We start from the raw sequence: 13,458 nt of genomic DNA on the forward strand, positions 1-13,458 counted from the left end.
TAGGCCGCCGTCGTAATTGCGGCCGCTCGCTGCATAACCCTTGTTTATTTAGTAAGAGTGCGTTTGTTACTTCTGTCTGATGAGCTTCGTAATCCGACCGTCGAAGATCCATTCCGCTACATAGACATTGCCTTGCGAGTCTACGCATACGCCATGCGGTGAGCTGAATTTATCAGGACGGTAATAGGATTTAGGCAGATTCGGCCAACCTTGCTGTTTGTAAGCCTGTTGGTCTTCGCCGAGATGCGTGATCAGGCGATCATTCTTATCCAGCACTGTGATGCGGCTGTCCAGATCCGGCATGTAAACCTCATCGCCGAAGAAATAGAAGCTGCATGGCAGGTCAAGGTTATGATCGACGAAACGTTTATGCTCGCCCTCAAGCGTGAACACTTGGATGCGGCTGTTTCTGCGGTCGGCCACGTAAATTTCCGGCTCATCGCCGCGCAGGTTAATGGAAATCCCATGCGGTTCTTTCACTTTACCGGGCTCGGAGCCGCGGCCGCCCCAAGAGCGGATATAGCTGCCTTTGGCATCGTAGTGATGAATATAGAATTGACCGTAACCGTCGGAAACGTAAATGTCGCCGTTTGGCGCGACGCACACGTCAGTCGGAACGTAGCGGCGCTCCGCATCATACAGATCCGGACGATCAGGTCCGCCGATTTCAAGCAATACTTCGCCGGAGAGAGTCGTTTTGACCACAAGTGCACGGTTTGTATCCGCGAAATACAAATATTCGATGCCGTCAGCGTCGCGGTGCAGGTAGAAGCCGTGAGCGCCTCCCTCAAATTCCGCGCCCCACGAGGTTAGAAAGTTCCCCTCTTTGTCAAATACGACAACGGAATCTTTGCTGGTGTTATGTACGTAAACGTTATCATTTTCATCGACGACAATACCGTGTGTATAGCCGTAAGCAATCCCTTCAGGCAGCTTGCCCCAGCCTTGCGCAACTTCATAGGAGTGAGATTCGTTACCGATAATCAATTTTTCTGACACGTTCACATTCCCCTTTCAAGTTTTCGTACAATCCCAAGTATACCAAAATCGGGCAAAAGCAAAAGTAATATTTTAACAAAAAAGCAACACCTGCATGGATTCTCCTCCATTACGATGCTGCTTCCTTCTTGCTCTGTATGTAGCTGTGATAACTGGCTCACTTATGTTTAGATCGAAGCTTCTTGCTCCTCGCTTGCAATGACCGTTTGAATGCCGTGCGCATTGGCGATTGACGCCAGCTGTTGCGGGAGCGGCCGGTCCGTTATAAAGGCTTGCAGCTCGGTGAGCGGCGCAATGGAGAACAGCGAAGTACGGCCAATCTTCGTATGATCGAACATCGCATAGGTTGCTTGGGATCTGCGAATCATCGCTTTGGCGATCTGCGCTTCTTGCTCGGAATAGGTCGTGATGCCCCCGGTTGAGGAAACACCGTCGACGCCCAGAAACATTTTGCCGATATGCAGTTGACTGATCATGCCTTCGCCAAGCGGGCCGCATAATTCAAAGCTGTTATGCCGCATCATCCCGCCTGTCACAACGACGTTGATATCGCTGCCGGCCAGCTCCATCGCAACGTTGACCGTATTCGTCACAACGGTAATCCCTCTGCGCGTTTTGAGCAGCTTGGCTAAGTAATAGTTGGTCGTGCCGCCGGAGAGACCGACGACATCGCCTTCGAAGATCAGCCCTGCCGCCGCTGCCGCAATCCGTTCCTTCTCGAGGAAAGAAAGGCCTTCCTTCTCTGCGAAAGGGAGCTCTCTCACTGCATTCATGCCATCGTACATCGCTCCGCCAATCGTCCGAATGACCGGCTCTGACTTCTCCATCAGCTCCAAATCGCGGCGCGCCGTAGCTTCAGATATGCCAAATCGTTCTACGACCTCTTGGATCGAAACGCGTCCTTGCCGCTTCAGCACATTCATAATCTGCTCCCGCCGCCGCTGTCCTTTCGACGATTGCACATCCGCCATTTAGCGTTCCACCCAGCCTTTGTCCGATAATCTGCGCTCAACCGCCGTCCAGTCAGGAAGCGCTTCCCAGTCACCGCGCATCTGAACGACCAATGCGCCGCTGATGCTGCCCAGCCGAACAGACTCAAGGGCACTCATGCCTTTAAGCAGTCCCGCCAAGAAAGCGGAGCAGAACGCGTCGCCGGCCCCTACCGTATCGATTACACGATCAACCGGATAGAACGGCACTTCAACCGCTTCTCCATTCTCCAGAACGACTGTCGTATCCCCGACGCCCTTGATGATGCTAATTGCCGAAAGCTTCGACAGCTCCGCCTTCACCGCTTCGAAATCATCATTGTTATAGAGCAGCCGCAGCTCATCCCAGCCCGGCAAGAAATAATCCGCTTGCGCCGCAAGCGGCATAACCGCTTCACGCGCTTCCTCGATCGTCCACAGCTTCAGACGCAAATTCGGATCGAAGGAAATGCGAACGCCGGCTTCCTTTGCAGCAGCCACAACAGCGAAGATCGTATCCCGGCAGCTTTGGCTGAGCGCCGGCGTAATGCCGGAGATATGCAGGATTTTGCAGCCGCGGATGTAATCCAGATCAAGCTGATTCGGCTGCATCTGACTGGCAGCGGAGTGCTTGCGGAAATAGTGGACGGCAAGTTTCCCTGCCACCATTTCACGGAACATCATCCCTGTCGGCGCTCCTTCGACCAAGCTCGCACGCGATACGTCTACTCCCTCACCGCGAATGCGCTTCATAATCGCGCGGCCGAACGGATCATCGCCAAGCGCGCCGAACCAGCCGACCGATTCGCCTAAACGAGCAACGCCAATAGCCACATTGCTCTCCGCTCCTCCGAAGCTTACTTCAAGCGTAGGGGCATTCTCGATACTTTTATCTCCCTGCGGCATAAACAAAGCCATCGTTTCCCCGAAGGTTAATAAATCAGGCACTGCTTTCGTCAACGGTTATCCCTCCAATGTGACTTACATCGTTTTGATAATCGGATATTTCATGAAGTAAAGAATTACAACATAGATAACAAGAATGATTAGACTCAGTACGCGGGCTTTGCCAATATGAGCCGTTGCGCTTTGACCGCTCTGAATCTCAGCTGCAATTCGCTTCAGCGGTTTCGTCACAATCCCCCCCAGTGCGGCAATAGCTAAGAACAGCAATGTAACAATAATCATCCAAATTACTTTATAATCACTTTGCGACATCAAGTAACCGCCTGTCAGCAGCTGCAGGACGAGAAAATATTGGGCAATTCGGTTTGCCGAAACAAGACCTTCGGCAAGGCCTGCTTGTCCGGCACCGTCTAGCTTGGATGCGCGTCCGACCATCAGCGGCAATACGAGATAGAACCCCATCCCCGCTGCACCGAGCACGTGCAAAAACAACATAAAATCATACATCCGTTACGTCCTCCTAAATTGTATTATGATCTTTACAAGTATACTAAAATCGGCGCGGCAATTCAAAGAAACCCGTTTATTCAGCGGCAGGCGACAATCGGTGCTTCACCATAACCGCCTTGATTGCAAAATATTCGACATCATCCGGGAGCGCTTCCTTGATCGGCTTTAGTTTATCTGCCCCTACCTGCCGGATGGCTTCCACGATCTTAGCCTCATAGTGCTGAGGAATAAACGTATCCCAGTCCAGCTCCTCGCCCTCCTGCGCACATCGCAGCAAATGATTCTCGATCGTCACTCGGCCCATACCGCGTATCGAGGCGATGTCGGCGATCGAATGACCCAGGCCAAGCAGCGTTAATGACTGCATGTGGCTTGATAACCCCTCCAACTCGGCTTGGAGTGCACCTGTGAGCGCCTCAGAAGGCTTCTCACGCTCTTCGCGAGGCGCCTGCGAGTATGAATCAGCAAAGGACTGTGGAGGCTGTGAGAATGGCGTACCGCCTGCCTCTGCCGTTACATCTCCTTTAAACGCTCTTACGATCGCAATTACTTCGCTGCCGTATTTATTCGCCTTGGCCGCCCCGATGCCTTTCACGCCAAGCAGCTGCTCTGTGTTCACGGGCTGCCGATCTGCAATTTCTCTTAGTGCCGCGTCAAAAAACAGCATAAACGGCGGGACATGCTCCCTGGCCGCCGTAACTCGGCGCCACTCCCGCAGCGCTTCGAACAGCGGCGTATTCGCCGATGCGACAGACGTGCCTTCAGATGCTCTCCTTTTGGCTGCCGCGCTTTGTCTGCGATGGACCGTCACTTTCCCCTCCAGTACGGGCAGAGCTTCCGCCGTGAGCGAAACCGTCGGATATTCGCCCTCGCTGATTCGCAAATAACCCTCTGCCACAAGCCAGTACAGCAGGTCCGTAATTTCTTTCTCGGCCCAGCTCCTCATGAGTCCATGCGTGGACAGTCGGTCTAGCCCAAATTCAACGATCCGTTTCTCTCTAGAGCCTTTAAGTACCTTGGCTGCAAGTGATATTCCGAATCTGCCCTTGAGCCTTCCCACGCAGGATAACGCCTTCCTTGCATCCTCAGTCGTATCGATTAGCGCGCTTTGGTCCAAGCAGTTACTGCATTTTCCGCATTCCGGGACATCCGACTCGCCGAAATATTTCACGATATACTGCAGCAGACATTTCTCCGACCTGCTGTAATGCATCATCGTATAGAGCTTATTAAGCTGAACGGTCTTCCGCTCCGAATCGCCGGTGCTTCTGTCGATCAGAAACCGCTGCACCTGCACGTCCTGAGGTTCGAATAAGAGGACACAATCACTCTCTTCGCCATCACGGCCAGCACGTCCGGCTTCCTGATAATACGACTCGACATCGCCCGGCATCTGATAGTGCACGACATAGCGAACGTTCGGCTTGTCGATCCCCATGCCAAACGCATTCGTCGCAACCATAACCCGGTAGTCATCGAATCTGAACTTCTCCTGCGCATCCGCGCGTTCCTCATCGCCTAAGCCGCCGTGGTATTTGCCAACCGCGATGCCGAGCCGGCTCAAATCCTCACTCACTTCCTCCGCTTCCTTGCGCGTTGCCGTGTAGACAATGCCCGATTGATCGGGCCGCTGCGAAACGAAATCGCGAAGAAATTTCCGTTTATCCGTACCCGTCACAACGGAGAGCGTTAAGTTCGTCCGGGCAAAACCGGTTATGAAAATATTCGGCTTGCGGAGACCGAGCATCGACGCGATGTCATCTGCAACTTCCGGCGTCGCCGTTGCGGTGAACGCCGCAACCGGCGGTCGGTTCTCCAGCCTTCCGATCCAGCCTGCAAGCTGTCTGTAGCTCGGACGGAAATCATGTCCCCATTGCGACACGCAGTGCGCCTCATCAATTGCGATTAGCGGGATATGCATCTGGCTCGACAGAGAGTCGAACATATTGCTGTCCAGCCGCTCAGGCGCGACATAGAGCAGTTTGTACACGCCCTCAGCCGTCTGCCTCACAACATCGCGATATGCAGCTGCATCTAAGGAGCTGTTTAAATAGGCTGCAGGTACTCCCAGGCGGTTTAAAGTATCCACCTGGTCCTTCATGAGCGAAATGAGCGGTGAGACCACTATCGTCGTGCCAGGGAGCAGCATGGCCGGAAGCTGGTAACAAATGGACTTCCCGCCGCCTGTCGGCAGTATAGCAAGTGTATCTTTTCCTGCCAGTACCCCTTCAATGATATCGCTTTGTCCTTTGCGGAAGCTGTCGTAGCCGTAAACTTGCTTCAGCATTTGCTGTGCTTCAGTATGCATGGGCAGCCACCTCCTTCTTAAAATTAAAAACAGCAAAACCCTGACGGGAAATCTGTCAGGGTCTCATGTGCTTCATGAGCTGTGTCTTGCTCTATTAGCCGTTAACAACCGCGATTACGTTGCGAACGGAGTTAGCGGACTTCTCCAGTGCCGCTTTCTCATCTTCGGTAAGCTCCAGCTCGAATACTTTCTCGATGCCGTCACCGCCCAGAATAACCGGTACGCCCATGAATAGGTTGTTATAGCCGTACTCCCCTTCAAGCAGCGCGATTACCGGCAGGATGCGTTTCTTGTCCTTCAGAATCGCTTCTGTCATCTGAACGAGCGATGCGGCAGGAGCATAATAGGCGGAGCCGTTGCCCAGCAGATTTACGATTTCGCCGCCGCCAACACGCGCACGCTGCACAATCGCTTCAATCCGATCAGCCGGAATCAGCTTCTCTATCGGGATGCCGCCTACATTCGAGTAACGAACAAGCGGTACCATATCGTCGCCGTGTCCGCCAAGCACGAAGCCGCGAACATCTTCCGTCGATACATTCAGCTCTTGTGCGATAAAGGTGCAATACCGTGCTGTATCCAGGACGCCGGATTGGCCGATAACGCGGTTCTTAGGGAAACCAAGCGTGTTGTATGCTGCGTAAGTCATCGCATCGACCGGATTAGATAGGATGATTACATACGCATCCGGGCTGGTCGTCTTAATGTTTTCGCAAACCGACTTCACGATGCCGGCATTGGTGTTTACCAAGTCGTCACGGCTCATGCCCGGTTTACGAGCGATTCCGGCAGTAATGATTACCACAGATGAACCTGCTGTATCTGCATAGTCGGAAGTACCTGTAATTTTGGAGTCTACGCCGAGAACCGGCGTGGATTCCAACATATCAAGCGCCTTACCTTTAGTCGGGTTCTCCAGTTGGGGAATATCGACCAACACAACGTCGCCAAGCTCTTTCTGCGCAAGCATCAATGCTGTCGTAGCACCGGTGAAACCGGCACCTACAACTGTAATTTTATTACGTTTAATCGCCATTACAAACGGCCTCCCTTAAACAAATGTGATTACGCCTGTCTAAATCCGTCATCAGCCGGCTGGGATTCCAAAGGATAAGCCCTTGGGGTCCTCCTCATGACGAGAAGGACCCCAAGGGGACGTGCTTCGTATTCGTGAATTACAGGTGTTTGATGATTTCGTCAGCGAATGCGGAACATTTCACTTCTGTTGCGCCTTCCATCAGACGTGCGAAGTCATAAGTAACGGTTTTGTTGTTGATTGCCGTTTCCAGACCTTTGTAGATGGAATCAGCAGCTTCCTGCCAGCCAAGGTGCTCAAGAAGCATAACGCCGGAGAGGATAACCGAACCCGGGTTAACAACGTCAAGGTCAGCGTATTTAGGAGCTGTACCGTGAGTTGCTTCGAAGATTGCATGTCCAGTCAGGTAGTTGATGTTAGCGCCCGGAGCGATACCGATACCGCCGACTTGTGCAGCCAGTGCATCAGACAGGTAGTCACCGTTCAGGTTAAGCGTTGCAATTACGTCGAAGTCCGTAGGACGTGTCAGTACTTGTTGCAACGCGATGTCGGCAATTGCGTCTTTCACGATCAGCTTGCCAGCCGCTTCTGCATCTTTTTGTGCTTTGTTAGCTGCGTCAGTGCCTTCTGCTTCTTTGATGCGGTCGTATTGACCCCAAGTGAAGGTTTGGTCCGCGAACTCTTGCTCAGCCACTTCGTAGCCCCAGTTCTTGAACGCGCCTTCTGTGAATTTCATGATGTTGCCTTTATGAACAAGTGTCAACGATTTACGGCCGTGTTTCAGCGCGTATTCAATCGCAGCACGTGCAAGACGTTTGGAGCCTTCAGCGGAAACCGGTTTAATACCGATACCGGAAGTTTCAGGGAAACGGATTTTGTTAACGCCCATTTCGTTTTGCAAGAAGGAGATGACTTTCTTCACTTCTGCGGAGCCTTCTTGGTACTCGATACCCGCGTAGATATCCTCTGTGTTCTCACGGAAGATAACCATGTTTACAAGCTCAGGACGTTTAACCGGGGAAGGTACGCCGTCGAAGTAACGAACAGGACGCAGGCAAACATAAAGGTCAAGCTCTTGACGAAGCGCTACGTTCAGGGAACGGATACCGCCGCCGATAGGCGTAGTCAAAGGTCCTTTGATCGCTACGATGTATTCGCGGATTGCAGTCAGCGTGTCAGCCGGAAGCCATTCGCCGTAAGCGTTGAATGCTTTCTCGCCGGCAAATACTTCGTACCATGCGATTTTCTTCTCGCCGCCGTATGCTTTCTCAACAGCTGCATCAAGAACACGCTTGGACGCTTTCCAGATGTCGCGGCCTGTGCCGTCGCCTTCGATGAAAGGAATGATCGGGTTGTTAGGAACTTGAAGTACACCGTTATCGATCGTAATTTTGTCGCCTTCAGTTGGTAGTGCGAACTTTTCGAGTTGCATGAATGAATTCCTCCTAAGATTATGCGTTGCTCCACGAGTGCATGACTCGAAGCGCACGCTTGATTAATGAATGACGTCGGTAAACATAACATGACGGGAGCCGGCTGCACAACCTAGCGGTCGTGCGCCGGCACCCCGTCGCATGCAAGGCGCCATCAGGCGGTGCCTGCTGGCGCATAACAGCTTCAATCTTAACGCTGTGTAATTGGCGTTACTTTCTGGTCAATCGGTCCTGTGTACTCAGCACGAGGGCGGATCAGGCGGTTATTCTCGTATTGCTCAAGAATGTGCGCTGTCCATCCGGATGCACGGCTGATCGCAAAGATCGGCGTGAACAGGTCACGCGGAATTTCAAGCGTTGTGTAAACCGATGCGGAGTAGAAGTCAACATTCGGCTTCAGCCCCTTCTGACCGGTTACAAGCTCTTCAATCTTTACGGACATTTCGTAAAGTTCCATGTTGCCTGTCAGTTTGCCAAGCTCACGGGACATCTTCTGAAGATGCTTCGCGCGTGGATCGCCGCCTTTGTAAACACGGTGACCAAAGCCCATGATTTTCTCTTTGTTCGCAAGTTTCGCGTTAATGTAGGATTCTACATTCTCGAAAGATCCGATCTCTTCAAGCATAACCATAACGGCTTCGTTCGCTCCGCCGTGAAGAGGACCTTTCAAAGCGCCGATTGCCGATGTTACGCCGGAGTAGATATCCGACAGCGTAGCAACCGTAACGCGTGCTGCGAATGTGGAAGCGTTAAGCTCGTGGTCTGCATGCAATACAAGCGCTTGATCCAGTGCTTTAACAGCTACTTGATCCGGCTCTTGTCCTGTTAGCATGTAGAGGAAGTTGTAAGCAATGGAGACGCCGCTCTTCGGTGCTACCGGCTCTTGACCTTGGCGAATGCGGGAGAATGCCGCAACCAGCGTAGGGATTTGAGCTTGGATCTTGATGGCTTTCTTGATATTCGCCTCTTGGGACATATCATTGGCCGATTCGTCGAACAGCGCGAGACTTGAAACCGCTGTACGAAGAGCCGCCATCGAATTTGTATTTTTAGGGTAGAGCTTCAATTGTTCCAGCACCCCTGCCGGTACAGCCGCGTACTCGCTGAGTTGTCCAAGCAACTCGTCCAGTTCGGATTGGTTTGGCAGCTTGCCGTACCAGAGTAAGTAAGCCACTTCTTCAAAAGAAGCGTGCTCCGCAAGATCATCGATGTCGATTCCGCGATATGTCAGTACGCCATCAATGATCGAGCTGATCGAGGATGTCGTTGCGACAATGCCTTCTAGACCTTTGGTTGCTGTCATGTTTCTCTCTCCTTTGACCTCTTTTTATTTAAATAATGGAGTAACAATTAACAATAATTGGATTCGAGTTCCGTATCGTCGTCTTAATCATATCGGATTTTGACCGTGAAGTGAACAAAATCGGACATAAAATTGATTTATCGGCACCATAAAGGTTTTTTCTTCACCTTTCCTGCAATGATTTTTCCCAAATTTCTATGCTTTTACCCTCACAAATAAGCACTTTATTGCGCTGTCGTGGAAATGGTAAGATGTGATAATAGAATTAGGACTTGCAGCGACAGCGAAAGGGGCTTACTTATGACGGAACAGCGTATTGGCATCATCGACATCGGCTCCAACTCGATCCGGCTTGTTATCTATGAACGGACTTCCGGCGGCGCTCATCGCGTCATTGACGGAAGCAAACGTGCAGCCCGGCTAAGCGATCAATTGGATGAAGACGGTGCATTTCCTTCCCGCACAATCGACGAGCTTGTAGATATGATTAACCACTTTCGACTCATTTGTGCCCATCATCGGACAGGACTTATTCGGGCCGTCGCAACAGCGGCGATTCGCAACGCGGCGAACCGAACAGTCGTCTTGCACCAAATCGAAGCGAAAACAGGTCTTCCCATCGAATTGCTGTCGGGCGAGGAAGAAGCAGGCTACGGTTTTCTCGGCATGATCAATTCCATGGACATCCAAAACGGCTTCCTCATCGACATCGGCGGCGGGAGCACGGAAGTATCCCTTTTCAAAGACCGCACGCTGGTGCAAGCCGTTTCGTTCCCGTTTGGCTGCGTCAGCATGACCCGCCGCTTTGCCAAGGGCGGCCTGTTATCCGATCAGCAGCTTCGCGAGCTTGAGCAGCATGTAACCGAATATGTTGAACGGGAAGATTGGATGAAAACGACCCCGGGACTCCCGCTGATTGGGGTTGGTGGAACGGTTCGAGCGCTTGGCAAGGTACATCAAGCCCATATCAAATACCCATTCGAAAGCACCAATAACTACCCGATATTAGGTCAATCGACCGATGATTTATTCGAGCTGCTGCGCAAGGAACCGCTGGAAAAGCGCAGTAAGATGCCTGGCTTGTCGAAGGACAGGGTCGATATTATCGTCCCGGGTATCGCCATTCTGCGTACGATTTATCGGCTTATCGGCGCATCGCATTACATCGTTTGTGCGGCAGGTCTTCGTGACGGACTGTTCTATGCTACTCGTTTCCCGGAACGTCCGAGACTGGATGATGTCCTTACGTACAGCGTCAACAATTTGGCTGCCCTGCATCCCGAAGCGCCAATGCAGCATACCTCACAGGTCAATCGCATCGTGCTCAGCTTGATGGATACGTTGCAATCGCAGGTGCGAAATCCAGTCCAGGCCCGGCAGCTGATCGATGTTGCCTCGATTCTGCATCGAATCGGAGCCAGCATCGATTATTACGATTATCGCAAGCATACCTTCTACCTGATGATCAATTCCCATATTAACGGACTGTCTCACGTAGAGCTGCTTGTATGTGCAGCCATCGCTTCTTTCAAAGGAAAGAATCGCGTCAAGCAGATCGCCGCAGCCTATAAGCCGATGCTCAGCGAAGAAGATGTGAATGACGTTTGTAAGCTGGGCACCTTGCTGCAGTTGGCCATTGCACTCGATCGCAGTGAAACCCAAGCCATCGGCAAGCTCCATATCGAAATTGCCGGCGGGAAGCTTCATCTGCGCGCCATTCGCGCCGAAGGCATGCTCTCTGTTGAGCGGAAAGAAGTCGACGCGCTTGCAGGCGACTTCAAGAAGGTATGGGGACTAATTCCCGTCCTCCATTCGCCGGATCACCGATAAGTCTTCCATCTGCGTATATTTTTCGCTTGAAACTGACTCCGCAGAACCGGAAGATCGTTCTGAACAGGCTCGTAGATTCCACTTGATTGGAGCTCGCGAGCCTTTTTGTTGTCATCCAAATTAAGCCGCAGCACATTGAATAAATTTTTGCGCAGTCTCGCATCAAATACAGGGCACATCAATTCAATGCGGCGGGTTAAGTTACGCGTCATCCAGTCCGCACTGGATAAGTAGAGCTCCTCTTCGCCCCCGTTATGGAAGTAAATGATTCTCGAATGCTCCAAGAAGCGATCTACGATACTGATCACTCGAATATTGCTGCTTTGGTTAGTCACGCCTGGTCTAAGGCAGCATACGCCGCGAATAATCAGCTCGATTTTCACGCCTGCCTGCGATGCCTCATACAGCTTATCAATCATTTCTTGATGCGATAGGCTGTTCATTTTTGCAATGATATGGGCGGGTTTACCCGCTGCCGCGTGGGCGATCTCGCGATCGATCAAACCGAACAGCTTCTCCTTCAGGTCAGATGGAGCGACGCCGAATGCTTTCCATTCGTAAGGAGACGAATATCCCGTTACCTCGTTAAACAATGCCGAGGCATCGGCACCGATAATCGGATGCGATGTAAACAGACCAATGTCGGTGTACAGTTTGGCCGTATTGTCATTGTAGTTACCTGTCCCTACGTGCACGTAACGACGCAGCATGCCTTGTTCCCTGCGCACGACAAGCGTAATTTTAGCATGTGTCTTCAACCCTACAAGGCCGTACACCACATGACAGCCTGCTTTCTCAAGCTGTCTCGCCCACGCGATATTCCGCTCCTCATCAAACCGCGCTTTAAGCTCCACGACCACTGTAACCTGTTTTCCGGACTCCGCCGCCATGGCAAGTGCCTGAACAAGCGCGGATTGACCGCTGACCCGATATAACGTCATTTTGATCGCTAGTACGTCGGGATCTTCAGCAGCCTCCGCTACAAAATCGCTTACCGCCTCAAACGACTCATACGGATGGTACAGAAGCACATCCTCCTGCCGAATTACCGAGAAAATATCATCCGCATGTTCGAATTCTTGGGGATACACCGGCTCAATCCGTTCAAACAACAACGATTCATAACTGGGCGTCAACGAATTGGCAAAACGCATCAGAAAGCTTAGATCGAGCGGACCGTCGATTTCGAATACATTTTCCCCCTGCTCAAGCTCTTCCTTCAACATTTGAAGCGCATAAGGGTGTATACCCTTCCCGTACTCCAAACGAACCGGAAGTCCCCATCTGCGGCGTCGAAGCTCCTTCTCGATCTCCTCGAGCAGATCCTCGGCGCCTTCTTCGTTCAGCGTAAGATCCGCATTGCGCGTTAATCGAAACGGATCCACCGCTATCGTCGTATAACCGTTAAACAAGGTGTTGATATGCCGTTCGATCAGTTCTTCAAGGAGCACAAATTCATTCTTCTTGCTGTTCACCCGACCCGGAACGGATATAAATCGCTGCAGGATAGAAGGCACTTGAACGATCGCGAAGAAAGGCTCTTCTTCCTCCGGCATATTCTCTCGGCCCAATATTACGGACAAATAGAGCTCTTTCGTATGGAGCAGCGGGAACGGGCGGCTCTGATCCACTGCCATCGGCGTCAATACCGGAAACACGATATCGTGAAAATATTCATCTACAGCCTTAAGCTGCTGCGCATTCAATTCTTCAATCGGACGGAAGCAGATGCCTTCCTTGGCTAATCCGCGCAGTACTTCACGGTACGTTCTGTACTGGTCGGCCACCATCTGATTGGTACGTTTCATGAGTCGCTTCCACAAACCGGCCGGCGTATAGCCGGTGAAATCCCGTTTTGTATAGCCTGCTTTCATTTGATCTTGTATACCCGCAACGCGCACGCTCATAAATTCGTCCAAATTGCTTGAAACGATCGCAAGAAATTTGGCTCGTTCAAGCAGCGGATTATCGGGGTCTTGTGCCTCTTCGAGCACTCTTCGATTAAATTCGACCCAGCTTAAGTCACGGTTTACATACGGTGATAATGTTTTGTTCATTCCGGGATCCTCCTGCTTGTCGATTATCCCAATTATGTAGTTTGATTGTTTGTTCCTTATTAAACTATTGTTAATGGGATGTAAAGACGAGCCTTTATGACTAATTTT

Annotated in this window: 10 protein-coding genes; 1 reads left to right on the plus strand and 9 read right to left on the minus strand. The window is 51.6% G+C overall.

The window, feature by feature from the left end; genetic code table 11:
* Window positions 1–66: 66 nt before the first annotated feature.
* The 8 genes from BM412_RS16675 to citZ form a co-directional block, all read right to left on the minus strand.
* Window positions 67–999, minus strand: coding sequence for an NHL repeat-containing protein (locus BM412_RS16675; RefSeq protein WP_091220730.1), 933 nt, complete (start codon window positions 997–999; stop codon window positions 67–69).
* Window positions 1,000–1,166: 167 nt separating this feature from the next.
* On the minus strand, window positions 1,167–1,970 hold the full coding sequence (locus BM412_RS16680; protein WP_091220733.1) for a DeoR/GlpR family DNA-binding transcription regulator: 804 nt from the start codon (window positions 1,968–1,970) through the stop codon (window positions 1,167–1,169).
* Window positions 1,971–2,927 (minus strand): sugar kinase, encoded by a 957-nt coding sequence (locus tag BM412_RS16685; RefSeq protein ID WP_091220736.1) that lies wholly within the window; start codon window positions 2,925–2,927, stop codon window positions 1,971–1,973.
* A gap of 21 nt (window positions 2,928–2,948) precedes the next feature.
* Window positions 2,949–3,380, minus strand: coding sequence for a hypothetical protein (locus tag BM412_RS16690; RefSeq protein WP_091220738.1), 432 nt, complete (start codon window positions 3,378–3,380; stop codon window positions 2,949–2,951).
* Between the two features lie 76 nt (window positions 3,381–3,456).
* Window positions 3,457–5,691 (minus strand): DNA helicase RecQ, encoded by a 2,235-nt coding sequence (gene recQ / locus BM412_RS16695; protein WP_091220742.1) that lies wholly within the window; start codon window positions 5,689–5,691, stop codon window positions 3,457–3,459.
* Between the two features lie 94 nt (window positions 5,692–5,785).
* Window positions 5,786–6,727 carry a malate dehydrogenase gene (gene mdh, locus BM412_RS16700; RefSeq protein ID WP_091220745.1) on the minus strand — a complete coding sequence of 314 codons (942 nt, stop codon included), beginning with the start codon at window positions 6,725–6,727 and terminating at the stop codon, window positions 5,786–5,788.
* Window positions 6,728–6,866: 139 nt separating this feature from the next.
* A complete protein-coding gene (icd, locus tag BM412_RS16705) occupies window positions 6,867–8,159 on the minus strand; it encodes an NADP-dependent isocitrate dehydrogenase (RefSeq protein WP_091220747.1) in 1,293 nt (430 codons plus the stop codon).
* 191 nt (window positions 8,160–8,350) lie between these two features.
* Entirely contained in the window at window positions 8,351–9,463 is a 1,113-nt protein-coding gene (gene citZ / locus BM412_RS16710; protein WP_091220749.1) for a citrate synthase, read from the minus strand.
* A gap of 300 nt (window positions 9,464–9,763) precedes the next feature.
* On the opposite strand from citZ, the gene BM412_RS16715 reads away from it, so the two are divergent.
* Window positions 9,764–11,293: a Ppx/GppA phosphatase family protein gene (locus BM412_RS16715; protein ID WP_091220752.1), complete on the plus strand. Its 1,530-nt coding sequence runs from the start codon at window positions 9,764–9,766 to the stop codon at window positions 11,291–11,293.
* Here the strand turns inward: BM412_RS16715 and ppk1 are convergent.
* Complete coding sequence (gene ppk1, locus BM412_RS16720) at window positions 11,284–13,350, minus strand: polyphosphate kinase 1 (RefSeq protein WP_091220755.1); 2,067 nt, start codon at window positions 13,348–13,350, stop codon at window positions 11,284–11,286. The two genes, BM412_RS16715 and ppk1, sit on opposite strands and share 10 nt — an antisense overlap.
* Window positions 13,351–13,458: the final 108 nt, after the last annotated feature.

Origin of the sequence: Paenibacillus sp. BC26 (assembly GCF_900116125.1) — a bacterium.
Taxonomy (GTDB): domain Bacteria; phylum Bacillota; class Bacilli; order Paenibacillales; family Paenibacillaceae; genus Paenibacillus_Z; species Paenibacillus_Z lignilyticus.

What these genes read in the sequence shown, in the direction of transcription:
- BM412_RS16680 (WP_091220733.1), bottom strand. Translation starts at nt 1,970, where the DNA reads ATGGCGGATGTGCAATCGTCGAAAGGACAGCGGCGGCGGGAGCAGATT.
- BM412_RS16690 (WP_091220738.1), bottom strand. Translation starts at nt 3,380, where the DNA reads ATGTATGATTTTATGTTGTTTTTGCACGTGCTCGGTGCAGCGGGGATG.
- recQ (WP_091220742.1), bottom strand. Translation starts at nt 5,691, where the DNA reads ATGCATACTGAAGCACAGCAAATGCTGAAGCAAGTTTACGGCTACGAC.
- mdh (WP_091220745.1), bottom strand. Translation starts at nt 6,727, where the DNA reads ATGGCGATTAAACGTAATAAAATTACAGTTGTAGGTGCCGGTTTCACC.
- icd (WP_091220747.1), bottom strand. Translation starts at nt 8,159, where the DNA reads ATGCAACTCGAAAAGTTCGCACTACCAACTGAAGGCGACAAAATTACG.
- citZ (WP_091220749.1), bottom strand. Translation starts at nt 9,463, where the DNA reads ATGACAGCAACCAAAGGTCTAGAAGGCATTGTCGCAACGACATCCTCG.
- BM412_RS16715 (WP_091220752.1), top strand. Translation starts at nt 9,764, where the DNA reads ATGACGGAACAGCGTATTGGCATCATCGACATCGGCTCCAACTCGATC.
- ppk1 (WP_091220755.1), bottom strand. Translation starts at nt 13,350, where the DNA reads ATGAACAAAACATTATCACCGTATGTAAACCGTGACTTAAGCTGGGTC.